This is a genomic window from Burkholderia sp. 9777_1386 (assembly GCF_015712265.1).
Taxonomy (GTDB): Bacteria; Pseudomonadota; Gammaproteobacteria; order Burkholderiales; family Burkholderiaceae; genus Burkholderia; species Burkholderia cenocepacia.
Genome location: NZ_JACCQB010000030.1, coordinates 60,830 through 85,248, shown reverse-complemented (window position 1 = coordinate 85,248; position 24,419 = coordinate 60,830). Strand labels below are relative to the sequence as shown.

25 protein-coding genes and 1 tRNA gene are annotated in these 24,419 nt (G+C 67.2%); 13 read left to right on the top strand and 13 right to left on the bottom strand.

Annotated elements, in window-relative coordinates; translation table 11 throughout:
- The 3 genes from H0X91_RS21760 to H0X91_RS21750 all read right to left on the bottom strand — a co-directional run.
- Positions 1–937 (bottom strand): LysR family transcriptional regulator (locus tag H0X91_RS21760; protein ID WP_069353009.1); only part of this gene is annotated, 937 nt, incomplete at its 3' end.
- A gap of 100 nt (positions 938–1,037) precedes the next feature.
- On the bottom strand, positions 1,038–1,457 hold the full coding sequence (locus H0X91_RS21755; protein ID WP_006490454.1) for an ATP--cob(I)alamin adenosyltransferase: 420 nt from the start codon (positions 1,455–1,457) through the stop codon (positions 1,038–1,040).
- A 120-nt stretch (positions 1,458–1,577) separates the two neighbouring features.
- Positions 1,578–2,378 carry an AraC family transcriptional regulator gene (locus H0X91_RS21750; RefSeq protein ID WP_006490459.1) on the bottom strand — a complete coding sequence of 267 codons (801 nt, stop codon included), beginning with the start codon at positions 2,376–2,378 and terminating at the stop codon, positions 1,578–1,580.
- A gap of 164 nt (positions 2,379–2,542) precedes the next feature.
- Here H0X91_RS21750 and H0X91_RS21745 point away from each other — a divergent pair, with 164 nt between their 5' ends.
- A complete protein-coding gene (locus H0X91_RS21745) occupies positions 2,543–3,169 on the top strand; it encodes a LysE family translocator (RefSeq protein WP_006490488.1) in 627 nt (208 codons plus the stop codon).
- A 13-nt stretch (positions 3,170–3,182) separates the two neighbouring features.
- Entirely contained in the window at positions 3,183–3,935 is a 753-nt protein-coding gene (locus H0X91_RS21740) for a class I SAM-dependent methyltransferase (RefSeq protein ID WP_196433338.1), read from the top strand.
- 24 nt (positions 3,936–3,959) lie between these two features.
- On the opposite strand, the gene H0X91_RS21735 is transcribed toward H0X91_RS21740, so the two are convergent.
- The 4 genes from H0X91_RS21735 to H0X91_RS21720 form a co-directional block, all read right to left on the bottom strand.
- Entirely contained in the window at positions 3,960–4,649 is a 690-nt protein-coding gene (locus H0X91_RS21735; RefSeq protein WP_006490484.1) for a DUF2848 domain-containing protein, read from the bottom strand.
- 65 nt (positions 4,650–4,714) lie between these two features.
- Positions 4,715–5,101, bottom strand: coding sequence for a hypothetical protein (locus H0X91_RS21730; protein WP_006490483.1), 387 nt, complete (start codon positions 5,099–5,101; stop codon positions 4,715–4,717).
- A 50-nt stretch (positions 5,102–5,151) separates the two neighbouring features.
- Positions 5,152–6,630, bottom strand: coding sequence for a 4-hydroxyphenylacetate 3-hydroxylase family protein (locus H0X91_RS21725; RefSeq protein WP_059722500.1), 1,479 nt, complete (start codon positions 6,628–6,630; stop codon positions 5,152–5,154).
- Between the two features lie 36 nt (positions 6,631–6,666).
- Entirely contained in the window at positions 6,667–7,215 is a 549-nt protein-coding gene (locus H0X91_RS21720) for a flavin reductase family protein (protein WP_080322307.1), read from the bottom strand.
- A 254-nt stretch (positions 7,216–7,469) separates the two neighbouring features.
- Here H0X91_RS21720 and H0X91_RS21715 point away from each other — a divergent pair, with 254 nt between their 5' ends.
- On the top strand, positions 7,470–8,681 hold the full coding sequence (locus H0X91_RS21715) for an IscS subfamily cysteine desulfurase (RefSeq protein WP_080322306.1): 1,212 nt from the start codon (positions 7,470–7,472) through the stop codon (positions 8,679–8,681).
- Between the two features lie 19 nt (positions 8,682–8,700).
- On the opposite strand, the gene H0X91_RS21710 is transcribed toward H0X91_RS21715, so the two are convergent.
- Complete coding sequence (locus H0X91_RS21710) at positions 8,701–9,243, bottom strand: MarR family winged helix-turn-helix transcriptional regulator (protein WP_006490479.1); 543 nt, start codon at positions 9,241–9,243, stop codon at positions 8,701–8,703.
- Positions 9,244–9,371: 128 nt separating this feature from the next.
- On the opposite strand from H0X91_RS21710, the gene H0X91_RS21705 reads away from it, so the two are divergent.
- Positions 9,372–9,968 (top strand): nuclear transport factor 2 family protein, encoded by a 597-nt coding sequence (locus tag H0X91_RS21705; protein ID WP_196433337.1) that lies wholly within the window; start codon positions 9,372–9,374, stop codon positions 9,966–9,968.
- Positions 9,969–9,980: 12 nt separating this feature from the next.
- Here the strand turns inward: H0X91_RS21705 and H0X91_RS21700 are convergent, their stop codons facing one another.
- Together H0X91_RS21700 and rtcR are read right to left on the bottom strand one after the other, a co-directional pair.
- The gene (locus tag H0X91_RS21700) at positions 9,981–10,520 is read right to left on the bottom strand and encodes an SUKH-3 domain-containing protein (protein WP_006490472.1); all 540 of its coding nucleotides are present in this window, start codon (positions 10,518–10,520) and stop codon (positions 9,981–9,983) included.
- Positions 10,521–10,606: 86 nt separating this feature from the next.
- Positions 10,607–12,223 (bottom strand): RNA repair transcriptional activator RtcR, encoded by a 1,617-nt coding sequence (rtcR, locus tag H0X91_RS21695; RefSeq protein ID WP_060267754.1) that lies wholly within the window; start codon positions 12,221–12,223, stop codon positions 10,607–10,609.
- Between the two features lie 338 nt (positions 12,224–12,561).
- Between rtcR and H0X91_RS21690 the strand changes: the two genes are divergently transcribed.
- From H0X91_RS21690 to H0X91_RS21665, 6 genes are all read left to right on the top strand, one after another.
- Positions 12,562–12,634, top strand: a tRNA-Phe gene (locus tag H0X91_RS21690).
- A gap of 256 nt (positions 12,635–12,890) precedes the next feature.
- Positions 12,891–14,030, top strand: coding sequence for a slipin family protein (locus H0X91_RS21685; RefSeq protein ID WP_196433336.1), 1,140 nt, complete (start codon positions 12,891–12,893; stop codon positions 14,028–14,030).
- A gap of 61 nt (positions 14,031–14,091) precedes the next feature.
- Positions 14,092–15,321 carry an RtcB family protein gene (locus tag H0X91_RS21680; protein ID WP_034178562.1) on the top strand — a complete coding sequence of 410 codons (1,230 nt, stop codon included), beginning with the start codon at positions 14,092–14,094 and terminating at the stop codon, positions 15,319–15,321.
- A 55-nt stretch (positions 15,322–15,376) separates the two neighbouring features.
- Complete coding sequence (locus tag H0X91_RS21675) at positions 15,377–16,192, top strand: nucleotidyltransferase domain-containing protein (RefSeq protein ID WP_080322304.1); 816 nt, start codon at positions 15,377–15,379, stop codon at positions 16,190–16,192.
- 258 nt (positions 16,193–16,450) lie between these two features.
- Positions 16,451–17,599, top strand: coding sequence for a DUF1176 domain-containing protein (locus H0X91_RS21670; protein ID WP_196433341.1), 1,149 nt, complete (start codon positions 16,451–16,453; stop codon positions 17,597–17,599).
- 62 nt (positions 17,600–17,661) lie between these two features.
- Positions 17,662–18,957 (top strand): XAC2610-related protein, encoded by a 1,296-nt coding sequence (locus tag H0X91_RS21665; RefSeq protein WP_196433335.1) that lies wholly within the window; start codon positions 17,662–17,664, stop codon positions 18,955–18,957.
- A gap of 36 nt (positions 18,958–18,993) precedes the next feature.
- Here the strand turns inward: H0X91_RS21665 and H0X91_RS21660 are convergent, their stop codons facing one another.
- Positions 18,994–19,665, bottom strand: coding sequence for an O-methyltransferase (locus H0X91_RS21660; protein WP_006490487.1), 672 nt, complete (start codon positions 19,663–19,665; stop codon positions 18,994–18,996).
- A gap of 149 nt (positions 19,666–19,814) precedes the next feature.
- On the opposite strand from H0X91_RS21660, the gene H0X91_RS21655 reads away from it, so the two are divergent.
- Together H0X91_RS21655 and H0X91_RS21650 are read left to right on the top strand one after the other, a co-directional pair.
- On the top strand, positions 19,815–21,110 hold the full coding sequence (locus H0X91_RS21655; RefSeq protein ID WP_034202699.1) for an O-acetylhomoserine aminocarboxypropyltransferase/cysteine synthase family protein: 1,296 nt from the start codon (positions 19,815–19,817) through the stop codon (positions 21,108–21,110).
- 164 nt (positions 21,111–21,274) lie between these two features.
- Positions 21,275–21,997, top strand: coding sequence for a ZIP family metal transporter (locus tag H0X91_RS21650; RefSeq protein WP_060267746.1), 723 nt, complete (start codon positions 21,275–21,277; stop codon positions 21,995–21,997).
- Positions 21,998–22,022: 25 nt separating this feature from the next.
- Here H0X91_RS21650 and H0X91_RS21645 read toward each other — a convergent pair whose 3' ends face one another.
- Positions 22,023–22,526 carry a hypothetical protein gene (locus H0X91_RS21645; RefSeq protein WP_105866142.1) on the bottom strand — a complete coding sequence of 168 codons (504 nt, stop codon included), beginning with the start codon at positions 22,524–22,526 and terminating at the stop codon, positions 22,023–22,025.
- Positions 22,527–22,553: 27 nt separating this feature from the next.
- Positions 22,554–22,829 (bottom strand): DUF4148 domain-containing protein, encoded by a 276-nt coding sequence (locus H0X91_RS21640; RefSeq protein WP_069353016.1) that lies wholly within the window; start codon positions 22,827–22,829, stop codon positions 22,554–22,556.
- 315 nt (positions 22,830–23,144) lie between these two features.
- Between H0X91_RS21640 and H0X91_RS21635 the strand changes: the two genes are divergently transcribed.
- The gene (locus tag H0X91_RS21635) at positions 23,145–24,305 is read left to right on the top strand and encodes a porin (RefSeq protein ID WP_196433334.1); all 1,161 of its coding nucleotides are present in this window, start codon (positions 23,145–23,147) and stop codon (positions 24,303–24,305) included.
- Positions 24,306–24,419 lie beyond the last annotated feature (114 nt).

Sequence of the window (24,419 nt, the reverse complement as noted above, 5' to 3'; positions counted from 1 at the left end):
ACCCTACCGCCCCCGCCGCCGCCAGCCCTGTGTGTTCCTTCCCGGCCTGCACGAAACGCTCCGCGATCCAGTCGACGAACGCGCGCACGCCGGGCGACACATGCGGGCGCTTCACGTAGACGACCGACACGGCGAGCGCATCGGGTTGCCAACACGGCAGCACCTCCCGCAGCCGTCCCGCCTCGATCAGCGGCTGCGCGGCGACGCGCGTCGGCTGGATCAGTCCGAGGCCGTGCACGCCGCAGGCGAGATACGCCTGCTCGTCGTCCACGCTGACGATGCCGTCGAGCCGCACCTTGCGCACCGCGTCGTCCACCATGAACTCGAGCTCCGCCGGACGCTGGCCGAACACGTGCGATCCGCAAATCGCACGATGCGCGCCCAGATCGTCGGGTGTGCGCGGCACGCCGAAGCGGTCGAGATACGCAGGGCTCGCGCAGGTCACGCGCTCGAGCGCGCCGAGCCGGCGCGCGACGAGCGACGAATCGGGCAGCGCACCGAGCCGGACGCTGCAATCGATCGCGTCGCCGATGCGGTCGCCCGCGCGCCCGGCCACGGCGAGCATCAGCTCCAGATCGGGATGCCGGGTATGAAATTCGCCGAGCGCCGGCAACACGATCGCGCCCGCCACCGACGCCGGCAATTCGACGCGCAGCGGCCCGCTCGGATGCAGCGCGGCGCCGCGGATGCTCGCTTCGAGCTCGTCGACGTCCGCCGTGATGCTGACGCAGCGCCGGTAATACGCGTCGCCTTCGGGCGTCGGCCGCAGCGCGCGCGTCGTGCGCACCAGCAGCGGCATGCCGAGCGCCGCTTCGAGCTCCTGCACGGTGCGCGTGGCGGTGGCGCGCGAAATGCCGAGCGCCTGCGCCGCGCGCGTAAAACTGTTCATTTCGACGATGCGCGTGAAGATGCGCATCGCGCGGATCGGATTGTCCACCGGACACCTCTGCATGGTTGCACTCTGCCGCGGCGCGCGTTCGCGCACCGTGCGTGCGTGTCGATGTCGACGCAAGCCGCGCGCCGGCGCGGCCGTCGGGTCAGGCGTTCGCCGCCGCGACGCCGGGCGCCGGTTCGGCGAGCAGCCGTTGCGCGAGCGCCAGCGCGTCGTCGCGGCTCGCCGCCGCGTTCAGCGGATACCCCCAGACCTTCTCGAAGGCACCCGAAAAGGCATTGAGCGCCACGCGCCGCGCCGCATTGGGCTCGATCGCGATCATCCCGGGAATCCATTCGCGCGACAGCGCGCGGTTGGCCTTGCTCCACTTCGCGAGCTGCTTGCGCATCTCGTGATCGTTGTCGGCGCGATCGTCGCCGGACGGCGCGTCGTCGGTCAGAAGAACGAAGCGTTCGCGGCGCGCCAGCAGCGCGTCGAGTTCGGCAAGCAGGCGGGCGGGATCGGTGTGGGTCGAGCCGCTGTAACGCAGCCAGACAAACGGGAATTCAGTCGTGACGATTTGCATGTTGGCCTCCAGATGAGAACGATTCTCATTTTATGGATCGAGACCTGATGCGTCATTTCTCATCCCGGCCAACTGCTTTTTCAATCCGGCCAACCGTGCACGGGCGCGCAGCCCGGCGGTTCAGCGTTGCCGGTCGGTCAGGAATTGCGTCGGCGGCTTGCCGGTCGCCTTGCGGAACATCGTGACGAAGCTGCTCGCGCTTTCGTAGCCGAGATCGATCGCGATCTGGTGCACGCGGCGGCCGGTCGTCAGCATCCGCAGCGACAGCGCGACGTGCAGCCGCCGGCGCCAGTCGCCCAGGCTCATGCCGAGCTCCCTCGTCGCGAGCCGCGTCAGGCTGCGCTCGCTGATGCCCGCACGCCGCGCGAGCTCGGGCAGCGGCGACTTGTCGGCCGGGTCGTCGAGCAGATGGTCGATCAGCTTGCGCAGCCGGCGGTCGGCCGGCATCGGCAGGTACAGGTCCTCGACCGGCGCCGCGACGAGTTCGTCGAGCAGCGTCGCCACCAGCCGCCCTTGCGGCCCGTCGACGTCGTACAGATTCGGGAAGCTGGCCGCCTTCAGCAGCAGTTCGCGCAGCAGCGGCGACACGCCCAGCGTGCAACAGCGCGTGGGCAGGTCGAGCGCCGCGTCGGGTTCGACCAGCACCGCGTAGAAGGTCGCGCCGGCCGAGCCGCGCGCCGCGTGCGGGACATCGCCGGGAATCCAGACCGTGCATTGCGGCGGCGCGGTCCACACGCCGCCGTCGATCTCGCAATAGACGACGCCGGTCAGCGTGTAGAGCAGCTGCGCCTGGCGATGGCTGTGCCGCTCCAGCCGCCATTCGGGCTCGACGACCGAGCCGCCGAACACGACGAGCGGACGCGGCACGTGATAGACGTCGGCGTCCGCGGCGGGATCGGTGGTCGGTGGAAGGTCGCGCATGGAACGACGGGTCGTGAAAAAAGGCCGGACGCCGGCGCGTCCTGTCGTGCTTATACCAGAAAGGCGCGGCCGCAGCCGTGCCGTTCGAGGGCGCCTGCACCCGCGCGCCGAACCGAATACAATGCGCCGATCCCCCGCCGCTGCGCGAACCTGCCGGAGCCGCCATGTTCGACCTGACCACGCTGACCACCTTCACGGCCGTCGTTCTGGGCCTGTTCCTGATCCCCGGCCCCGCCGTGCTGCTCGTGCTGAGCCGCACCGTGCAGGGCGGCCGCAAGACCGGCATCCTGACCGGCCTGGGCGTCGCGAGCGGCGACTTCGTGCATACGCTGTTCGCGGCCGTCGGGCTGTCCGCGCTGCTGATGACGTCGGCGCTCGCGTTCAACGTCGTGAAGCTGGTCGGCGCCGCGTACCTGATCTATCTCGGCGTGCGCGCGCTGCTGGAGAAACCGTCCGATCCGTCGCTGCCGCAGGTGTCGCCCGTCACGCCGCTCAAGGCGTACCTGCAGGCGATTCCCGCCGAAGTGCTGAATCCGAAAACCGCGCTGTTCTTTCTCGCGTTCATGCCGCAGTTCGTGCATCCGGAACGCGGCTCGACGTTCGTGCAGTTCGCGGTGCTCGGGCTGATCTTCGTCGTGCTCAGCTCGCTCTACACGACGCTGATCGCGTGCTCGATCCGCCCGCTCGGCCGCATCGTGAAGCGGCTCACGTGGCTCACGCGCTGGCAGGGCAAGATCATCGGCTCGATCTTCATCGCGCTCGGGCTGCGCGTGGCCGTGCAGCAGCGCTGATGCGCATGAGCGTATGACGCCCGCCGGCGCGGACCTGCTCTATACCGACCCGCGGCTCGTCGCGGTGTACGACCTGTTCAACGCCGGCGATCGGGACTTCGCGTTCTACGCCGCCGCGATCGGCGCCACCCGGCGACGCGTCCTCGATCTCGGCTGCGGCACCGGCACGTTCGCGCGACGGCTCGCGGCGGCCGGGCACGACGTCGTCGCGATCGATCCCGCGCCGGCGATGATCGACTACGCGCGACGCCAGCCGGGCGCCGACGCCGTACGCTGGTTCGCGTGCGCGCTCGACGGCCTGCCGCCGGGCACGCCGTTCGATGCGGTCGTGATGACCGGTCACGCGTTCCAGTGCCTGCTGACCGACGACGACATCGACGCGACGCTGCGCGGCGTGCGACGCGTGCTCGCCGACGGCGGCCGCTTCCTGTTCGACACCCGCAACCCGCGCACCGAACCGTGGCGAGCATGGACGCCCGCGCAGTCGGTGCGCCGCATCGAGTCGCACGAATTCGGCATCGTCGATCTCCATCACGCGGTGCGGGCGATCGACGGCGCGATCGTGACGTTCGACACGCACTACCGCTTCCGCCGCGACGACACGCTGCTGACGAATACGAGCCGGCTGCGTTTCATCGCGCAACCTGAACTGCAGGCGCGCGTGATCGCAGCCGGATTCCCGGCGGCCGACTGGTGCGGCGACTGGGACCCCGCTCCGTTCGACGAAGCGACCAGCGCGGAGATCATCGCGATCTGCCGCGCGTGAGCGCGCGCGCGTTCTGCTGCGGCGTCAGCCCGCCACGGGCAGCGTGTCCACCGCGTACGCATGCCGGATCGTGCGGCCCAGCACCGGGTCTTCCAGCTCGACCTCGAACCGCTCGGCCGGCCGGATGCCGCCGATCGCCGCGAGCGTGCCGCACAGCATCGCGGTGCCGTCCTCGAAGCGGCCGCCATGACGCGCGAATTGCGCGAGCAGATCGTCCGGCGCGCGCATCGCGGTCACGTTGCCCTCCTGATACAGCACGCGCTCGCCGTCGATCGTCGCGTACGCGCGCAACACCAGTCGATCCCAGTGACCGGCCACGTCGTCGAGCTTCCACAGCGTGTTCGCGCACGGCTTGCCGCACATCTGCTTCGACACGGTGATGCCGTACGTCTCGACCTCGCGATCGGTGTGATCGGACGCGATGCCGACGAAGGTCTCGCCGCCGTCGCGCACCAGCACGAATTCCGCTTCGCCGCTGCTCTGCCCGCCCGCGACCTGGATCGCCGGCGACGGATCGAGGCGATCGGCGGCAACGCGGTAGAACACTGGCGTCGTCGCCGGTCGCTTGACGCCGAGTGCTTCCAGTTCGCGGATATGCTTTTCCATGGCGACCGTATCGCGGCCGGTCCAGCCCGCGATCACGAGCGTGTCGATCGCGATCGCGCGCTCGGTGCGGCCGTCGCGACCGTCGATCGCGAACGTGATGGTTTTCATCGAATGCTCCTCGTCGCGGGCCGCGCGATGCAGCGGGCCCGCTGTCTGTCATTGATCGACCGGGCTCACGCCGGATCGTAATAGTGGATCTCCAGCAGCACGCAGCCGCCGTTCGACTTGAACGGACCGTGCCATGCGCCGGGCGGGCGCACCGCATACGTGTAGCCCTCGAACGGCGTGCCGCCGTTGCCGTGCTCGTCGTTGCCGACGGTCAAATCGCCTTCGACCAGAAACACCTCTTCCCAGTAGTCGTGCACGAACGGCTTCTGCGTATGCAGCCCCGCCGGCAGGCGCAGCAGGCGCGTGCGGCTGCCGCGCTTGCGCTCGGTGTCGAGCGCGCCGGACAGGATCAGCTCCTGCGCGCCGGACGCCGGGTCATAGCCCTCCGGCAGCCGCCAGTCGCGCTGCATGTCCAGCGTGTGGAATTCGTCGTGAAGCTTGTTGATGGCCATCTGTCTCTCCTGGTTGCGATAGCGGGTGAAGCGGGTTTCGATGCGGGCGGTCAGGCGGCGCGCGGCGTCGACCGTTCCTGGTTCAGCGAATAGCTTCCGAGCATCGAATCGACCAGATGCGACGCGCGCTGCCAGTCGTACGTGCGATACGCATGGCCCTTCGTGACGAACGACGCGCCGGCATAGAACAGTTCGTACTGGTTGTGGCGCGACGCGAATTCGGAACCGACCGCGTCCCACGCGAGCTTGAAGAACTTCACGCGATCCTCGGACGAGCACACCGGCGACTTCTGCGTCTTCTCGATGATGCGCAGCAGGTCGGGGTTCTCGAAATCGCGCACGCTGGACGGCAGCATGATCATTCCGCCGCCGGCGAGCTCGCGCAGCGTGTTGAGCACCTTCGAATAGAGTTGCTGCGTGACGACCTGCGAGCCGTACAGCATGTTGCGGTCGGGCACGTAGAAGCCGTTGACGACCGTGCCCTTCGCTTCCATTCCGTAGACCCATGCCTCGACCATCGATGCTTCGGCCGCGAGCTGGCCCAGCGTCTCGCGCACCTGCGGGAACGCGTTCGTGCCGTTGACCTCGGAGATCTTCAGGCCGAGCCCGACGAGAAAGCGCAGCTTCGTCATCAGGCGCACCTGGCATTGATAGTTCTGGTACACGTGCGCGGGTGTCGCGTGGAACTGCTTCGCGCACATCGCGGTATTGCCGGCGACGAAGATCCGCTCCCACGGCACCTTCACGTCGTCGAAATACAGCACCGCGTCGTTCTCGTCGAAGCGGCTCGACAGCGGGTTGTCGAACACCGACGTCGCGTGCTCCTCGTACGACTTGCGCGACATGATCTTCATGCCCTTCGCGTTCATCGGCACCGCGAACGACAGCGCATACATCTCGTCGCCTTCGCGCAGCGGCTGGATGCAGCTGCAGAACACCTCGTTCGCCATGATCCCGCTGGTCGCGAGCATCTTCGCGCCGCGCACCGTGATGCCTTCGGCATCCTGATCGACGATGCCGACCGCGAGGTACTTGTCCTCCTGCTCGTGCGCGGCCTTCGACTGGTTCGCCTGCGGATTCACGATCACGTAGGTCAGGAACAGGTCGTTGTCGCGTGCATAACGGTAATAGTCGCGCAGCGCGCCGGCGCGCGCCGGGTCGTATTGCTCGAACACCTCGGCGCCCATGTACATGCCGGAGAGGCACGACGCGACGTGGTCGGGCGAGCGGCCCATGAAGCCGTAATGCAGCTCCGACCACGCTTCCAGCGCGGCACGGCGCTCGACGAGTTCGTCATAAGACGTCGGCAGTTGCCAGATCCGGCTGACGCGATTGCCGGAGTCCGGCGACACGAACGTCATCTTCTCGACGTTTTCGTTCTCCGCCTGATAGTCGTACAGGCTCGCGTAGCTGCGGATCGAATTGCGGAATGCCGCGTGCGCGGTCACGTCGCCGACCGGCTGGCCGTTCAGGTAGACCTGCCGCCCGTCGCGCAGCGACGCGATGTGCTGAGTGCCGTTCTTGATCATGATGCCCTCCTGGGTGGAATGAATCGTGGGTTGCGTTCACATGGCCGGCGCGTACGCGCCGTCGAGCGCGCGGTAGCGTCCGCCGAAGAAGATCAGCGGACGCCCGTCCGGGCGCGCGCGGTGCCGCATCACGCGGCCGACGAAGATCACGTGGTCGCCGCCGTCGTATTGCGCGTACGGTTCGCATTCGAACGTCGCGAGTGCATCGGGTAGCAGCACGCCGCCGTCGTCACCGGCCGCACCGCCGCGCCAGCCCCACTTGTCGCCGTTCGCTTTCGCGAAGCAGTTCGACAGGTGCTGCTGCGTCTCGTCGAGCACGTTGACCGCGTAGCCATCCGCGCCGGCCAGCTCGCCGAGGCTCAGGCTGCGACGGTCGACCGAAAACAGGATCAGCGGCGGGTCCAGCGACACCGAATTGAACGACGCGACCGTGATACCGATCGGCATTCCCTCCTTGCGCGGGGCGGTAATCACCGCGACGCCCGTCGCGAACATCGACAGTGCGGCCCGGAAGCGCCGCTGCTCGTCGGCATCCGCGCCGGTTCCGGCATGGTTCTCGCTCATCTCGTCCTCCATGGGTTGCATTGCCGGATTCCGCCGAGGAATCCGCACCAACAAAGCACCGTTAATTAGCTTTGTTATTTAGCTTTTATTAAATGTAAACACAAACCCCGGTTCAAGATGTCGTAAACCCTGATCTTGAAAGCTTTGTTTGAAAGACAACCCTACTCGCGGGATGGATGTTGCACGGCGCGCACGAATGTCCACGTACACTGCGGCAACCGTATTCCCCGGCGCTCGCGACCCATGCGGGACGCCGCCTTCCGGAGCCCCTTTCGATGCAATTCCGTCCGATCTACATGGACTACAGCGCAACGACGCCGGTCGATCCGCGCGTGGTCGCCAAGATGGTGCCGTTCCTGCACGAGCAGTTCGGCAACCCCGCCTCACGCAGCCACGCCTACGGCTGGGATGCCGAGCACGCCGTCGAGGAAGCGCGCGCGCACGTCGCCGCGCTGCTCGGCGCCGATCCGCGCGAAATCGTGTGGACGTCCGGCGCGACCGAAGGCAACAACCTCGCGATCAAGGGCGCCGCGCACTTCTATCAAGGCAAGGGCAAGCATCTCGTGACGGTGAAGACCGAGCACAAGGCCGTGCTCGATACGTGTCGTGAACTCGAACGCCAGGGTTTCGACGTCACGTACCTCGACGTGCGCGAAGACGGCCTGCTCGACCTCGATGCGTTGCAGCAGGCGCTGCGCGCCGACACGATCCTGGTGTCGGTGATGCTCGCGAACAACGAAACGGGCGTGATCCAGCCGGCGGCCGACATCGGTGCGCTGTGCCGCGCGCGCGGCATCGTGTTTCATTGCGATGCGGTGCAGGCGGCCGGCAAGATTCCGGTGGACGTGAATGCGCTGAACGTCGACCTGCTGACGGTGACCGCGCACAAGGTGTACGGCCCGAAGGGGATCGGCGCGCTGTACGTGCGCCGCAAGCCGCGCGTGCGCCTCGAAGCGCAGATGCACGGCGGCGGCCACGAACGCGGGATGCGCTCCGGCACGCTGCCGACTCACCAGATCGTCGGGATGGGCGAAGCGTTCCGGCTGGCGAAGGAAGAAATGGCGGACGAAAGCCGCCGCGTCGGCGCGTTGCGCGACCGGCTGCTGGCCGGCCTGTCGACGCTCGACGAGGTTTACGTGAACGGCGACCTCGCGCGCCGGATTCCGCACAACCTGAACGTCAGCTTCAATTTCGTCGAAGGCGAATCGCTGATCATGGGGATCAAGGGCGTCGCGGTGTCGTCAGGCTCCGCGTGCACGTCGGCGTCGCTGGAGCCGTCGTATGTGCTGCGCGCGCTCGGCCGCAGCGACGAGCTCGCGCACAGCTCGATCCGCTTCACGCTCGGCCGCTTCACGACCGAAGCCGAGGTCGACAACGTGATCGCGCAGGTGCGCGACACGGTCGGCAGGCTGCGTGAATTGAGCCCGCTGTGGGACATGCATCTCGAAGGGGTCGACCTGGATACGATCGAGTGGGCCGCGCACTGAGCGCGGCGGCCGGCGCGCGTCAGCCTTTTTCCTGGCGCGCGATCATGTGCGCGAGATCGAGCGTCGCACGATCGCCGTTGGTGACGAGGCGGTCGATCACCGAGCAAAGCGCCTTGAACTCGGTTTTCGTCACGCCTTCGAACAGCACGTTGTTGATGCGTTGCTGCGTATCGGCGAGCGCTTTCAGCAGCTTCGAGCCGGCCGGCGTGACCGTGAGCCGCATCTTGCGCTTGTCGTCGGGGTCCGCGCGTTTGTCGATCAGGCCGAGTTTCTTCAGCTTGCCGGTCTCGATCGTGACGAACGCGCCGCTCAGGTGCAGATGATCGGCGAGGCGGTTGACGGTCACGACGTCGTCGTGCGACAGATGGGCGACCGACACGAGCAATGAATACTGGATGCCGGTGAGGCCGATCAACGAGCCGAAACCGTCGCGCACCGACAGCAGGCGCGCCGCGAACGGCAGCAGCCCGTTGATCAGGTGGCGGAATTCCGTGTCCGTGCCGTCGATCAGGCAGGCCGGGTTGGTAATGGTCAGAACGGACTCCTCTTGCTGCTTGGCCATGACGTCGACGCTCCGTGCGGTCATGCGAATTTAGCTTTGAAACGAAATTATACGGCAAAGGCACCTGCGGCCTCGGCCAGCCCGGCCGCCCGCATGCGGCCCGATTTCCCTTATCAGGAGGTTCGCGCATGCCCTTCCCGCTTCATCCCGCCACGGTTCGCGCGCTGCTCGAATGCTATCTGCGCGCGAAGGACCTGAACCAGGCCGAGCTGATCGCCGACTGCTTCGCGGCCCATACCGGGCTGAGCTTTTCGCTCGCCAGCGACGACATCGATTTTCCGCCGCGCGTGACCGGTGTGACGGCCATTGCGCATACGCTGGTCGAGGCATTCGGCGAGCGGTTCGAGCAGTGCCGGACCTACTACGTCTGCGCGCAGCCGCCCGTCGACGGGCACGGCGTCAGCCGCATGCCGTGGCTCGTCGTGATGCGACAGAAGGACAACGGCGCACTGCGGATCGGACATGGCACGTACCGCTGGCAGTTCGCCGTCGACGGCGCAAACGACGACGTTGCGTGGGTTGCCGCGCTGCACATTCATATCGCGCGGATGGATACGATCGACGATCCGCAGTCGTTGAAACTCGCGCGGCTGCAGGCGGCGTTCGGGTATCCGTGGCTGCCGGCGCACGCGTTCGCGCGCGGGCTCGCGGACGTCGCGGCGGCGCATCCGGATTGGGCATTCCTGGCGCCGTTCGAGCAGGCGGCCGCGTCGGCCATCGACTGACGCCCCGCTGCATCACGGCGCCGCGCGCGATCCCTCATTGCCGGCCAGCAACTGCGCGGCGGTCATGACGCGCGGGTCGTCGCCCGTCAGATGCGCGCCGTAATAGGCGATCGACGCCTGCTCGTCGAGCAACAGCGGAATCGCGACCCGCCCGAGCAGCGCGCGTTCGATCGCGTCGCCGAACGTGAATCCCGCCAGATAGACGCCGTCCATCACGCAATTCGTCGTGAATACGCGGCCCTGCGCATCGACATAAAACTCGACGTAGCCGAGATCGTCCTCGGCGATTCCGATCATCGTCGTGTCGAGCGCCCGCTCCCACGCGGCAATCTGTTCATCCTGACGCTCCAGTGCGCGAAACGCGATGCCCATCGGCGCGCAGGTCTCCCCGCTGCGCCGGGCCGGCTCCGCCCCTACGATCAACGTGCCGAATTCGCGCAGGATCGTATCGCCCGGATGTTCGCCGTCGCGGGCCGATAGACGGCCGTCGGCAGGGCCGCGCCACCCGGCCGCGACAAACAGCGGCCTGACCGTCAACGGAATCTCGATCACGAAAATGCTCCTGAAGTTACCGCATACGATACGACACGTGCGAACACTCTCCGCAGCGTGGACAGCATGCGCCGCCGCGCTCGCCCTCACACACCGTCGAGCGCGCGCCGCACACCGTCCCAATCGAGCCCGAACCGCGCGAGATACTTGCGCAGGCGGTCCGCGTCGTTCGGCTGCTTCTTGCTCTGCCGCGACACCGCGAACAGCGTGCGCCCGGCTTCCGACAGGCTCACCGACGTGCGGCACACGTCGAGCACGCGTTCGAGCTGCGCACGGTCGAACAGGTCGAGTTCCGCCGCGCGCGCACCAAACACCGCGTCGACGCACGCATCGGATGCCCCCGTGCCCCCCGGCGGCGACCACGTGCGCGTCAGCCGCTCGACTTCCTGCTCGGCGAGCGCCTCGGTAATGCGCCCCGCATCGGCCAGCGTCGCCATCCGGGTGACCGACGCCGACAGCTCGCGGAAGTTGCCGGCCCACGTCGCGCGCGGCGAGGCCGCGAACGCGAGATAGCGCCGCTTCGCCTCGACGTTGAACCGCACCTGCTCGCCCTGCTCGCGACCGAACCGGTCGAGCTCGAATTCGAGGTTCGGCTCGATGTCCTCGCGGCGCTCGGCCAACCCCGGCAATTCATAGGTCCAGAGGTTGATCCGCGCATAGAGGTCCTCGCGGAACGTGCCGGCCGCCACCATCTGCCGCAGATCGCGGTGCGTGCCCGCGATCAGTTCGAAATCGCTGGTCGCCTCGACGTCCGCGCCGACCGGCAGGAAGCGCTTCTCCTCGATCGCCTTCAGCAGCATCGCCTGTTCGTCGAGCCCGAGTTCGCCGATCTCGTCGAGAAACAGCAGCCCGCCGTCCGCCGCGCGCAGCAGCCCCGCGCGCGCCGACTGCGCCCCTGTGAACGCGCCCTTCACGTGACCGAACAGCGTCGACATCGCCGCGTCGCCGCGCAGCGTCGCGCAGTTGATCTCGATGAACGGCCCCGCGAGCCGATGCCGGCCGCGCTTCAGCTCGTATACGCGCTTCGCGAGAAACGACTTGCCGGCCCCCGTCGGCCCGACCAGCAGCATCGGTGCGCGCGAACGCACCGCCACGCGCTCGAGTTGCTCGATCAGCGCATTGAAGCGCGCGTTGCGCGTCGCGATGCCGGCCTTCAGGAACGACACCGTTTCGTCGCGCTCGCGCGTGAAGCGCTGCGCGATCCGGTTGTAGCGCGACAGGTCGAGATCGATCACCGAGATCGTGCCCGGCCCGCTCGGCCCTTCGTCGGTTCGCTGCGGCGGCCCCGTCTGCACGAGGCGCGCGGGCAGGTAGCGCGCTTCCGCGAGCAGGAACCAGCAGATCTGCGCGACGTGCGTGCCGGTCGTGATGTGGATCAGGTAATCCTCGTGTTCGAGGTCGAACGGATACGCGCGTGCGTAATCGTGCAGCGTCGCATAGACCTCCTCGAAATCCCACGGATCGTGGAGCGTGACCGGCGTGAGCCGCACATCGGTGTGCGGCGACACGCGCGCGAGATCGTCCCGCACCTGGTTGGCGAGACGCGTGTAGTCCAGCGAATGCAGCAGTTCGAGCCGGTCGATCGGCAGGTCGGGCTGCTCGCACAGCGAAATCGTCGGCCGCCATTTGCGGTAACGGCGCGGCGCGCGGCCGCCTTGGTCGAGCACCGTGCCGAGAAAACCGATCGCGACGGTTTTGCGCATGTTTATCTCATGGGATAAGAAGCGATCCGATTGTATCGGATATTCATGACCGCGAGGTGCCGACAGCGTCGATGCCGGACACTGAAAAACAGACAATTCTCTTTTGACTTCAATGAGTTGCGAGATTTCAAGAAGCACCGGCCGCCCCCTGGCACGCTCCTCGCTAAATAAAAGACGCAGGATGTCCCGCTGGCCCACGAGCCAGGGTTCGACAACCCCTGCTGGTGCGCCGCCGCCGAACCTCGTTCGTCGCGGTAGCGCATGCCGCCATGGACAGACGAAGGCAACGGGGCGCGCACCAGGATGCCTCGCCCGGGTTCGAATCCCGGGGCGCCCATTGTTCGAAAGCTCAGCCAGGTGGAGCAGCCGGCGAAAGCCGGCCGGTGGCGGGTTCGAATCCCGCTCGAACGCTGTCCGCAAGGACGGTCTCGTATGAAGGCAGTACCCGCCGGTGCGGGCCGACAGGCCCGCCGCGCGTCGGACCGGTTGCGGTTCCGCGCAATCGGCCGGGCGGCCGCACGGCCCGCGCGAAGGCGCACGACGACGCAATGCAGCAGGTGTCGCCATGCGTTTCGACGCTGGCCGGCGCGCCGCCCGCCCGATTGCGTCGCCCCGCGATCCGCACGATGCGCGTTACCCGGCGGCCATTGAAGAAAAGGACAAAAATATGTGGAAGCGTCATGTGGTGAAAAAGAACGAACGCGTGCTGCTGATGAGCGAGGGCGACTTCGTGAAGGTGCTGGAACCGGGCGTGTTCAAGGCCTTCGATCCGTTCAAGCGCCTGTCGGTGCAGACCGCGCGTCTCGACGCGCCGCTCGCCGACGACGCGCTGGCCGACTACCTGCGTCACGACGCACCGGACGTGCTCGCGCGGTATTTCGTCGCGATGGATCTCGCCGACGACGAAGCCGGCCTGCGCTATGAAGACGACGTGCTCGTCGAGATTCTGGCACCCGGCACGCGCCGGCTGTACTGGCGCGGCCTGACCGCGCATCGGCTGGAGCGCATCGACCTCGCGCAGGACAGCATGCTGCCTGCGGCGCTGGTGAAGCGCATCGCGCAACCGTCGCTGCGTGCGCGCGGCGTGGCGGGGCTGACGGGCGTGCTCCTGGCGCAGGTGCCGGCGTACCACGTCGGCGTGCTGAAGGTCGACGGCAAGATCGAGCGGCTGCTGGACGCGGGTGCGTCGGCGTTCTGGCGCTTCAACCGCGACGTCGCGGTCGAGCTGGTCGACCTGCGCTTGCAGGCGATCGAGGTCGGCGGGCAGGAAATCCTGACGCGCGACAAGGTCGCGCTGCGGCTGAACCTGTCCGCGACGTGGCGCTATGCGGACGTGCTGCATGCGTTCGGCCAGTTGCAGAAGCCGGTCGAACACCTGTACCGCGAGTTGCAGTTCGCGCTGCGTTCGGCGGTCGGCACGCGCTCGCTCGACGAGCTGCTGGAGGACAAGCAGTCGCTCGACGAGGTCGTGATCGCGCAGGTGCGCGCCCGTCTCGACGGTTCGGGCGTGGACGTGCGCAGCGTCGGCGTGAAGGATATCGTGCTGCCGGGCGACATGAAGACGATCCTCGCGCAGGTGGTCGAAGCGGAGAAATCCGCGCAGGCGAACGTGATTCGCCGCCGCGAGGAAACGGCGGCCACGCGTTCGCTGCTGAACACCGCGAAGGTGATGGAAGAAAACCCGACCGCACTGCGGCTCAAGGAGCTGGAAACGCTCGAGCGCGTCGCGGAACGGATCGACCGCATCTCGGTGTTCGGCGGTCTCGACCAGGTGCTGAACGGGCTCGTCAGCATCAAGGGCACGTAATGCAGGTTCCGGCGCGATGCAGATGTGTCGCGCCGGTCCCGAAATGAATCAGGTGAAGCAAATGACCGACATGGACATGGATTATCAGGTGATGGAACTGGCGAACGGCAAGCCGGTGAAAATGTGGACGCAAGGCGTCGCCGTCGAGGACGAAGCGCGCGCGCAACTGCGCAACACCGCGCAGATGCCGTTCATCTTCGGCCACGTAGCGGTGATGCCGGACGTGCACCTCGGCAAGGGCTCGACGATCGGCAGCGTGATTCCGACGAAGGGCGCGATCATCCCGGCCGCGGTCGGCGTCGACATCGGCTGCGGAATGATGGCCGCGCGCACGACGCTGACGGCGGCCGACCTGCCCGATTCGCTTGGCGGGCTGCGCAGCGCGATCGAACGCGCGGTGCCGCACGGCCGCGCGCCGGGCCGCCGCGACCCGGGCGCATGGGGCGATCGCACGCCGGCCGCCGTGACCGACGCGTGGAAATCGCTGCAGCCGGGCTTTCAGCGCATCGTCGACAAGTATCCGAAGCTGGCAAAGACGAACCACTACGCGCATCTCGGCACGCTCGGCACCGGCAACCACTTCATCGAAGTGTGCATCGACGAGGCGGACCGCGTGTGGTTCATGCTGCACAGCGGCTCGCGCGGCGTCGGCAATGCGATCGGCAGCCTGTTCATCGAACTCGCGCAGGCCGACATGCGACAACACATCGCGAACCTGCCCGACCGTAATCTCGCGTACTTCACCGAAGGCAGCCGGCACTTCGACGATTACGTCGAGGCGGTCGGCTGGGCGCAGGACTACGCGCGGCGCAACCGGCAGGCGATGATGGACGCGGTGATCGGCGCGGCGCGCGGCGTGATCGGCACACCGTTCTCGGTCGACGCGCATGCGGTGAACTGCCACCACAACTACGTGCAGCGCGAACGCCACTTCGGCGAAGACGTGCTCGTCACGCGCAAGGGCGCGGTGTCCGCGCAGAAGGGGCAGCTCGGGATCATTCCGGGTTCGATGGGCGCGAAGAGCTTCATCGTGCGCGGGCTCGGCAACCCGGAAAGCTTCTGCTCGTGCAGCCACGGCGCGGGCCGGACGATGAGCCGCACCGAAGCCAAGCGCCGCTTCACCGCCGACGATCAGGCGAAGGCGACGCAGGGCGTCGAATGCCGGAAGGACGCGGGCGTCGTCGACGAAATCCCGATGGCCTACAAGGACATCGACGCGGTGATGGCGGCCCAGCGCAGCCTCGTCGAAGTGGTGCATACGCTGCGCCAGGTGGTGTGCGTGAAGGGATAGCGCGGTGTGCGGCCGAGGGCCAGCGGCCGCGCACAACGAAAGGAAAACGACAACGATGAAAACCGACAACGCAATGACGACCGTGCGCAGCGCGCATCCGATCGACCCGGCGGTACGGGCGCGCGTGATGGCGGAGCTCGCGGAAGTCGAACGCCGCCATGATGTATGCGTGCTGTTCGCGTGCGAATCGGGCAGCCGCGGCTGGGGCTTCGCTTCGCCGGACAGCGATTACGACGTACGCTTCGTGTACGCGCACCGGCGCGACTGGTACTTGAGCGTCGAACCGCAACGCGACGTGATCGAGCGGCCGCTCGACGACGAGCTCGACGTCAGCGGCTGGGAATTGCGCAAGGCGTTGCAACTGCTGCGACGCTCAAATCCGACGCTGCTCGAATGGCTCGACTCGCCCGTCGTATATCGCGAAGATGCACGCTGGGCGCCGCGGCTCAGGTCGCTGGCATCGGCGTTCTTCTCGCCGGTACGCGGGCGTCATCACTACCTCGCGATGGCGAAGAAAAATTTTCGCGGCTATCTGCAAGGCGACACGGTGCGTTACAAGAAGTACCTGTACGTACTGCGTCCGCTGCTCGCGGTGCGCTGGATCGACATGGGGCTCGGCATGCCGCCGATGCGCTTCGCCGATCTCGTCGACGGGACCGTGCACGAGCCGACGGTGCGCGCGGAGCTCGATGCGCTGCTCGCGCTGAAGATGAGCGCGAACGAAGGCGAATACGGGCCGCGCCGGCCGGCGATCCACGCGCTGGTCGAGACGATGCTCGCCGATGCCGAACACGATCGCGAATACAAGCGGCCGTGGGGCGACGTGGCGATGCTCGACGCGTTCCTGCGCGACGTGGTCGACGGCCGATGAAAAGTGAACGGCGCGATGCCTGCGGGGATCGCGCCATTTTTGCATCCGCACTCGTCCGATCGATGCAGGCGAGCAACGACCGTGCCCGCGTACGACGTGTCGTCGCAACGATCGCAGCCCATCGCGGCGGTATACTCGATGCCGTTCGGCACAGCGCGCCGCCGCATGCGCCGCAGCCTTCGACCTGCCCCGCCTGCTGACGATGCGCTTGCAATCCGACATCTTCCGCCCGTCCATCCACAGTCGATACGAACCGTCATGTCGCACCGCCTTTCGCTCGCCATCGCCGCCCTCCTCGCCGTTTCCCCGTTCGTTGCCGAGGCCCGCCCGCTCGCGCGGCCGCCGGTCGAACGCGACTTCAAGAACTGGTCGGTCGTTTGCGACAACGGCAACCGCTGCATTGCCGAAAGCCACGCGGACGATATCGATGATGCACGCACCCGCCTCATCCTGCGCGTGACGCGCGATGCCGGCCCGGACGCGCCAGCCTCGCTCGACATCTATGCGTCGGCGCCGCTGGACCTGCGCAGCGCACGCGTGGATGGTCGTCCGTTCGATGCAATGGCGGCCCGATGGCATGCGTTCGGCGGCAAACCGGCCGATGACGACGCGCACCCGTTCCGGATCCGGACCAACGATCCGGCAACGGTCGCCGCATGGCTCACCGCGTCGCGCAATGCGCAACTGCTGAGCTTCGGCAATCCGGCGTCGGCCCAAACCGCCCGCACGCCGTTGACGGGATTGAGTGCCGCGCTGCTGTTGATCGACGACACGCAGGGCCGTGTCGGCACCGTCACGGCGTTGCTGCGCCCGGGCACCCGGCCGGCGTCGGCGGTGCCCGTCGCACCGGCACTGCCCCCCGCCGTCACGCCGGCCCCGGCCGTCGCAAACCTGTCGGCCGCGGAGCAACGGCCGCTCGTCGATGCGGTGCTCGCGAAGTTCGGCGGCGACGTGAAGCAATGTGCGACCGATGTCGAAGACGAAATGCCGGCGAACGATCGCAGGAAGGCGTCGACTGCCGTGGCGGTCTCCGCCGACGAAGCGCTGGTCGCGATACCGTGCCAGACCAGCAGCCTGTATAACCACACCGACCTGTGGTATCGCGTGCGGCGAACCGCGCCCTACTCGCCGACGGCGATGAATTTCGGCGAGAACGCGAACGCCGGACTCGATTCGGCGTCGTTCGCAAACGAACTGACCGACGCCGGCTACGATCCCGCCAGCGCGACGCTGTCGAGCAAGGTCAGACTGCGCAGTGCCGGCGATTGCGGCTCGACCGCATCGTGGATCTTCGACGGCCGGCACTTCGTGCTCAGCGATATCGCCACGCACGGCACTTGCAATGGCTTGTTCGACGATCAGTGGCCACGCCTGTATCGACGGGCCGATGCGACCGGAAGCCGCTGACGCACGTATCGCACCGAAACACGCCGGCAGACATAACCCATAACAAACCGAGGGGCCGAACCATGCATCACCCGTTCATCGCCGCGTCGCGCCACGCAGCCGCGACGCGGCGTACGCGCGAGCGGCTCAGCGCGCTTGCGTTCGCGCTGATCGCCATCACCGCATTCGCGTCGACGCCGGTGCGCGCGGCAAACACCGACGAGTCGGTCGAGATCCCGTTCTGGTCGCGTGACTGGGCCGGCACGATCGGCAACCGGCACGTCGAAGTCTCGTTGTCGCGCGTCGGCGACACGGTATCGGGCTGGTACTGCTACGCGCCATGCACGTCCGACAAACGCTATCGGCTCGCATTGAAGGGAACGCTCGACGCGCACGGTGCGACGCTGTCGGAACGGGATAGCGGCGCGAAAGCCGACGCCGATCGCGTAACGGGCAAGTGGCGCGTCGCTTCTCTCGACGATGCGGTAACCGGCACATGGACCGCACCGGACGGCAAGCGCACACTCCCTGTCTCGCTCGCGCAGAAGCACGACGGCAGAGCGTTTCCCTACGACATCCGCCTCGTCGCCGACCATCTGCCGGACGATGGCGGTTCGTGCACCGACGCGCCTGAAGTCACCGCAATCCGCCTGGACGACCACGGCCGCCTCGTCCAGACGCTAAAGACCGATTCGCGGGGCACCTGCAACCTGTTCACGCCGGATTTCGCCGACGTGAACTTCGATGGCTGGCCCGACTTGATGCTCGCGCAATCGATGGGGGCCGGTCCGAACATCCCGTACCAGACGTGGATCTTCAACCCGAAAACGCGGCGCTTCGCCGATGCGCCGCAGGGACTGCAAGACATCACGTCGCCGGATTTCGACCCGGTGCACCGGATCGTCTGGACGAGCTGGCGCGCGAGCTGCTGCGAGCACGGCGTGACGACCTACCGCTGGCAGGGCAACGACGTGAAGGAGGTCGACTCGGCGAGCAGCTACTTGCTGCCCGTGCTCGACGGAAACACGCGTCGCTATTGCTACATCGTGCCCGGCTACGGCAACGGCCATATCGAGTATCCGCAACGCATCGAGCAGACCGATACCGGGCTGCGCTCGACGCTGGGCGCGCTGAAGGACTGCGAGGCAGACGATTCGCCTCAGATGTCGCGGGTGTATATCGACATCTGGAAACCGGGCGCGCCGGGTGGCGCCCCGACGCTCGTGCGTACCGAAAGGGTCGCCTGGAAACGGACGTCGACGCGCGCCGGCATGAAGTTCTGCCCGGACGTGCCGTTCTACGACAACGGCCGCATCCGCCGCATCCTGTTGCGCGACGATCCCGACCAGTGCAGCGACTCGAATCCCGACGAGAACTAGTGTGCGGCGCGCCCGCAAGGGCGCACCGGCGTCACTTCACGCGGCGCCCACGATCGAGATCGAGAACCCGTCCCAGCCCTTCTGCCCGACCGTCTGCACGGCGGTCGTCATGAGCGCCGGCTCGGCCGCGAGCCGGGCGAACCCGGCGCGCACGCCGGCCACGTCCGGCTCGCGATTGTCCGGATCGGCCACGCGCCCGTTGCGCACGACGTTGTCGACGACGATCACCGTGCCGGGCCGCGACAGCTTCAGCGCCGCATCGAGATAGACGGCGTTGTTGTCCTTGTCCGCATCGATGAAGATGAAGTCGAACGGCGCCTCGCCCGTGTCGATGAGCCGCGCAAGACTGTCCTTCGCGCTGCCGACCACCACCGACACGACCTGCGCGAATCCGGCGCGCGCGATGTTCTGCGTCGCGACCTTCGCGTGTGCGGGGTTCAGCTCGAGCGTCACGAGCGCGCCGCCCGGCGGCAACGCGCGCGCCAGCCAGATCGTGCTGTAGCCGCCGAGCGTGCCGACCTCGAGAATCCGCCGCGCGCCGCGGATCGTCGCGAGCAGCTGCAACAGCTTGCCCTGGTTCGGCGCGACGTTGATCGCCGGCAGCCCGGCCGCGTCGCTCGCCGCCAGCGCGGCGTCGAGTACGGCGTCGGACGGCACGAGCGTCGCCGAGAAATACGCATCCACCTGGTTCCACCGATCCTGATCCATCGCGCACCTTTCGTCTGCGGAAAAGGGCATTCTATGCGCCGCGCCTCCATAAGCAACCCACCATTCGTTCTAAGGGCAGCCGCGCACGTGCTCCTATAATCGCCGGACGGCAGGACCCCTCGACCTTCACAACAACAAACGGAGCACCCATGACCGATCAGGCCAAGCCGAACTGGCGCCTCGAAACCATCGCCGTGCACGGCGGTTATCGTCCCGACCCGACCACGCGCGCGGTCGCCGTCCCGATCTACCAGACCGTTGCGTACGCATTCGACGACACGCAGCACGGCGCCGACCTGTTCGACCTGAAGGTCCAGGGCAACATCTACACGCGGATCATGAACCCGACGACGGACGTGCTCGAGCAGCGGATCGCCGCGCTCGAGGGCGGCATCGGCGCGCTCGCGCTCGCGTCGGGGCAAGCCGCCGTCACGTACGCGATCCAGACGATCGCCGAAGCCGGCGACAACATCGTGTCCGCGAGTTCGCTGTATGGCGGCACCTACAACCTGTTCGCGCACACGCTGCCGCAATACGGGATCGCCACGCGTTTCGCCGACCCGCGCGACCCCGCGTCGTTCGAACCGCTGATCGATGCGCGCACGAAGGCGATCTTCGCGGAATCGGTCGGCAACCCGCTCGGCAACGTCACCGACATCGCCGCGCTCGCGGCAGTCGCGCATCGCCACGGCATCCCGCTGATCGTCGACAACACGGTGCCGTCGCCGTACCTGCTGCGCCCGTTCGAGCACGGCGCGGACATCGTCGTGCACTCGCTGACGAAGTATCTCGGCGGGCACGGCACGAGCCTCGGCGGCGCGATCGTCGATTCGGGCAAGTTCCCGTGGGCCGACCACGCGGACCGCTTCAAGCGGCTGAACGAGCCGGACGTCAGCTATCACGGCGTCGTCTATACCGAAGCGTTCGGGCCGGCCGCGTATATCGGCCGCGCCCGCGTGGTGCCGCTGCGCAACATGGGCGCGGCGATCTCGCCGTTCAACGCGTTCCAGATCCTGCAGGGAATCGAGACGCTCGCGCTGCGTATCGAACGTATCAGCGACAACGCGCTGAAGATCGCGCAGCATCTCGCGCGCCACGAGCACGTCGAATGGGTGAACTATGCGGGCTTGCCCGATCATCCCGATCATCCGCTCGTCGCGCGCTACCTGTCGGGTCGCGCGCCGGGCATCCTGACGTTCGGCGTGAAGGGCGGCCGCGACGGCGGCGCGAAGTTCCAGGATGCGCTGAAGCTGTTCACGCGGCTCGTCAACATCGGCGATACGAAGTCGCTCGCGACGCACCCGGCCTCGACCACGCATCGTCAGTTGTCGCCGGCCGAACTCGCGAAGGCCGGCGTGAAGGAGGAAACGGTACGGCTGTCGATCGGCATCGAGCATATCGACGACCTGCTCGCCGATCTCGACCAGGCGCTCGCGCAGCTTTGACCGCAACGGGCGCGCCGGCCGCTTGCCGGTGCGTCCGCATCAAACCGCTTGACTCTGGAGCGGCTTCAAGGTGTTCAATCCCCGGTTGATGCCGGGGCGATGCCCGGTGTGTACGATCGTGCGACGCAGCGCCCGCTGCGCCACGCCAACCGCCGAGAGGACTCATGACACCGACCGCGAAGCTCGCGCTGCTCACGTTACCGCCCGTGCTGGCGGCCTGTTTCGGCGCCCTCGCGGCCGCGTGGCGCGCGCCTGGCCCGAAAACGTCGAGCGTGATCCAGCATTTCACCGGCGGCATCGTGTTCGCGGCCGCCGCGCTCGAACTGCTGCCGCAGGACCGCGCACATGCGCTGTTTCCGGTCGTCGTCGGCTTCGTGCTGGGCCTTGCGCTGATGCTGGCGATCCGCGCGCTGTCGGGCGCGATCGAGACGCGCTTCGAGACGGCGCGGTTGCCGGTGAGCCTGATCATCGTCACCGCGATCGATCTCGTCGTCGACGGCCTGGTGCTCGGCATCGCCTTTTCCGCGAGCGACGAAAGCGGCATCATCCTGACCGTCGCGCTGACGCTCGAGGTGCTGTTCCTCGCGCTGTCGGTCAGCGCGGCGCTGGCCGCGGCCGGCATCGGCCGCTTGCTGTCGATCGTCGTGCCGGTCGCGCTCGCGGCGCTGCTGAGCGTCGCGGCCGTGGCCGGCAATGCGGCGTTCGCCGGGCTGCCGGCGAATATCTATGCGGCGCTGCTGGGGCTCGGCACGGTCGCGCTGTTGTACCTCGTCACCGAGGAACTGCTGGTCGAAGCGCACGAAGTGCCCGAGACACCGTTCGCGACGGCTGCGTTCTTCATCGGCTTCATCGTGTTCTTCCTGATCGAAGGATCGGTGAAAGCCTGACGCGCCGCGCTCGACGGCGCGACGGCTACCAGGTCGTCGCGCCGGTCGGATAGGTATCGACGATCCGCGTGCCGTTGACCGGCGTGACACCCGCGTTGCGCAGCGCGGTCCACAGGTCGATCGCATGTTCGCGCGATTTGCGGCTGCCGTCGTCGGTCAGCACGTTCAGCGCGACCACTTCGTCGCGCGTGGTCAGTTGCAGTTGTTCCTTCAGCTTGCGTGACTGATGCGATGCGGTGCGAACGTCGCCAAGCACGATCGCCTTCGCAGCGACGGTCGACTCGTCGCCGGCATCGGCCGGCACGAACGTCAGCCGGCCGTTGGCGACTTCGCATCGCCCACGCGTGAACGTCGCAGTCCATGCGCCGGCCGGCACGGCCGCGAACTCGCAGCGCATCCGCTCGTTCGCGCGGCTGCCGGCGTCGTGCGCCGGCGCGTGCGACAGCGCGCGTTCCGGCCAGCCTGCCGCCATCGCGGCCGTCGACATCAGGCATGCCGCCAGCACGATTCCTTTCGCGACATTGCGCATCGCGCTCTCCTTTCCGTCGATCAACGATCACAGCACCGCGAAGCGGTTGTCGTGTGCATCGACCATCGGCATCTTCTCGCCGCGATGAACGGTCGCGCGATGAATCTCCTGATTGCGCGCGACGGCGGCCGGACTCGCCGGATAGTCGTGATTCGGGCTCGGAATCACGCCGTCGTGACGCGCGCGCACCAGTTCCCGAATCACTTCCTGACGGCTCTTCGGCTGCGCGGCCACGGCTTGGGAGAACGCTGCAATCGACAGCGCAGCGGCGGCAATGACGATCATCGGACGCGGGATGTTCATGTTGGGGCTCCTTGCTGGAATGCCGTGACTGGAGCCTTCACTTTGATCCCGCGGCGGTGCGGATCCGTGATCGCCTGATGACGGTTTCGTCATCGTTCACGCATCTTGCACCTCGCAGTGCGAATGAAATTCACCGCACGTTTCAGCGCACATGACATTGCGATGACATTTTTCTCATTTGTCCCTCACCGTCACGATCCGAACGCTTTCCAGAATCGCCACCGCAATCGCGATATTCCGGCCCGTCGCGACACAGGTTCGGCGCCGGCATCGAACGATGCACGAAACGATCATCTTGAACTTCAGGGACACACCATGAAAACTCCGGTTCGACTTGTCATGATGTCAGGGGCGCTGCTGACGACCGCGCATGCGGCGCAGGCAACGGAAGTCACGCTGTACGGCCTGTTCGATACGTCGCTGACGGTCGTGTGGAACGCCGATGCGCAGGGCAAGAACCTCGTCGGCCTCGGCAACGGCAACCTGCTCGGCAACCGCTTCGGCGTGAAAGGCGCGGAGGATCTCGGCGACGGGCTGAAGGCGATCTTCACGCTGGAAAACGGCTTCAACCCGAACACCGGCGCGCTCGGGCAAGGCAACCGGATGTTCGGCCGGCAAGCGTTCGTCGGGCTGGAAAGCGCGCGCTGGGGGACGCTCACGCTCGGCCGCCAGTACGACGCGCTCGCCGATGTCGCGTGGCCGATCACCGGCGATTTCTACTTCGGCAGCGTGTACGCGACACCCGGCGACGTCGACAACTACGACACGTCGTCGCGCACCGACAACGCGGTGAAGTACACGTCGCCCGTGGTCGGCGGCTTCCAGTTCGTCGGCATGTACGCGCTCGGCGGTGTGGCCGGCAAGAGCGGCGCCGGCCAAACCTGGTCGGCCGGCCTGTCGTACAACCATGGCCCGTTCGACGCGGCGGGCGGCTACTACTATGCGGCCAGCCGCGCCTCGCTCGCCAACGGCGTCCGGACCGGCTGGAACGGCACGTCGGACGGCACGTTCGACGGGTCGCTGGTCAACGGCGGCTACCTCTCCGCGAAGTCGATCGGCATCGCACGCGGCGCGTTGCGCTACACCTTCGCGCCGTTCACGGTCGGTATCGACTACAGCAATGCGCAGTACAAGGCCGATGCGATGTCGGCCTTTCGCGGCACGCAGAAATACGACACCGCGCGCGGATTCTTCAACTATCAGGCAACCGCCAGCCTGCTCGTCGGCGTCGGCTACAGCTACACGAAAGCCCGCGGCGATACGAGCGCGACCTACCATCAGGTGTCCGCCGGCGCCGACTACGTGCTGTCGAAGCGCACCGATCTCTATGCGGTCGGCGCGTGGCAGCGCGCGAACGGCGAACAGCGCACGCCCGACGGCGGCACGCAGGCGGCCCAGGCGTCGATCGGCTCGTACGGCTACGGCGGCACGCGTACGCAGGGCATCCTCAATCTCGGGTTGCGCCACCGGTTCTGACTGCGACAGCCAACCCTGCGCGCTGCGTGACGAAAATTTCATGTTCCGATCAGGTTCGCGATGCGTCGCATCGCTACGATCGGAACGGTAGCGGGCCATGCCCGTTTCCGCCCA

What these genes read in the sequence shown, in the direction of transcription:
- H0X91_RS21705 (WP_196433337.1), top strand. Translation starts at nt 9,372, where the DNA reads ATGCCCTTCCCGCTTCATCCCGCCACGGTTCGCGCGCTGCTCGAATGC.
- H0X91_RS21755 (WP_006490454.1), bottom strand. Translation starts at nt 1,457, where the DNA reads ATGCAAATCGTCACGACTGAATTCCCGTTTGTCTGGCTGCGTTACAGC.
- H0X91_RS21670 (WP_196433341.1), top strand. Translation starts at nt 16,451, where the DNA reads ATGTCGCACCGCCTTTCGCTCGCCATCGCCGCCCTCCTCGCCGTTTCC.
- H0X91_RS21710 (WP_006490479.1), bottom strand. Translation starts at nt 9,243, where the DNA reads ATGGCCAAGCAGCAAGAGGAGTCCGTTCTGACCATTACCAACCCGGCC.
- H0X91_RS21740 (WP_196433338.1), top strand. Translation starts at nt 3,183, where the DNA reads ATGACGCCCGCCGGCGCGGACCTGCTCTATACCGACCCGCGGCTCGTC.
- H0X91_RS21735 (WP_006490484.1), bottom strand. Translation starts at nt 4,649, where the DNA reads ATGAAAACCATCACGTTCGCGATCGACGGTCGCGACGGCCGCACCGAG.
- H0X91_RS21660 (WP_006490487.1), bottom strand. Translation starts at nt 19,665, where the DNA reads ATGGATCAGGATCGGTGGAACCAGGTGGATGCGTATTTCTCGGCGACG.
- H0X91_RS21640 (WP_069353016.1), bottom strand. Translation starts at nt 22,829, where the DNA reads ATGAACATCCCGCGTCCGATGATCGTCATTGCCGCCGCTGCGCTGTCG.
- H0X91_RS21645 (WP_105866142.1), bottom strand. Translation starts at nt 22,526, where the DNA reads ATGCGCAATGTCGCGAAAGGAATCGTGCTGGCGGCATGCCTGATGTCG.
- rtcR (WP_060267754.1), bottom strand. Translation starts at nt 12,223, where the DNA reads ATGCGCAAAACCGTCGCGATCGGTTTTCTCGGCACGGTGCTCGACCAA.
- H0X91_RS21715 (WP_080322306.1), top strand. Translation starts at nt 7,470, where the DNA reads ATGCAATTCCGTCCGATCTACATGGACTACAGCGCAACGACGCCGGTC.
- H0X91_RS21725 (WP_059722500.1), bottom strand. Translation starts at nt 6,630, where the DNA reads ATGATCAAGAACGGCACTCAGCACATCGCGTCGCTGCGCGACGGGCGG.
- H0X91_RS21685 (WP_196433336.1), top strand. Translation starts at nt 12,891, where the DNA reads ATGTGGAAGCGTCATGTGGTGAAAAAGAACGAACGCGTGCTGCTGATG.
- H0X91_RS21650 (WP_060267746.1), top strand. Translation starts at nt 21,275, where the DNA reads ATGACACCGACCGCGAAGCTCGCGCTGCTCACGTTACCGCCCGTGCTG.
- H0X91_RS21655 (WP_034202699.1), top strand. Translation starts at nt 19,815, where the DNA reads ATGACCGATCAGGCCAAGCCGAACTGGCGCCTCGAAACCATCGCCGTG.
- H0X91_RS21680 (WP_034178562.1), top strand. Translation starts at nt 14,092, where the DNA reads ATGACCGACATGGACATGGATTATCAGGTGATGGAACTGGCGAACGGC.
- H0X91_RS21635 (WP_196433334.1), top strand. Translation starts at nt 23,145, where the DNA reads ATGAAAACTCCGGTTCGACTTGTCATGATGTCAGGGGCGCTGCTGACG.
- H0X91_RS21720 (WP_080322307.1), bottom strand. Translation starts at nt 7,215, where the DNA reads ATGCAACCCATGGAGGACGAGATGAGCGAGAACCATGCCGGAACCGGC.
- H0X91_RS21665 (WP_196433335.1), top strand. Translation starts at nt 17,662, where the DNA reads ATGCATCACCCGTTCATCGCCGCGTCGCGCCACGCAGCCGCGACGCGG.
- H0X91_RS21675 (WP_080322304.1), top strand. Translation starts at nt 15,377, where the DNA reads ATGAAAACCGACAACGCAATGACGACCGTGCGCAGCGCGCATCCGATC.
- H0X91_RS21730 (WP_006490483.1), bottom strand. Translation starts at nt 5,101, where the DNA reads ATGGCCATCAACAAGCTTCACGACGAATTCCACACGCTGGACATGCAG.
- H0X91_RS21745 (WP_006490488.1), top strand. Translation starts at nt 2,543, where the DNA reads ATGTTCGACCTGACCACGCTGACCACCTTCACGGCCGTCGTTCTGGGC.
- H0X91_RS21750 (WP_006490459.1), bottom strand. Translation starts at nt 2,378, where the DNA reads ATGCGCGACCTTCCACCGACCACCGATCCCGCCGCGGACGCCGACGTC.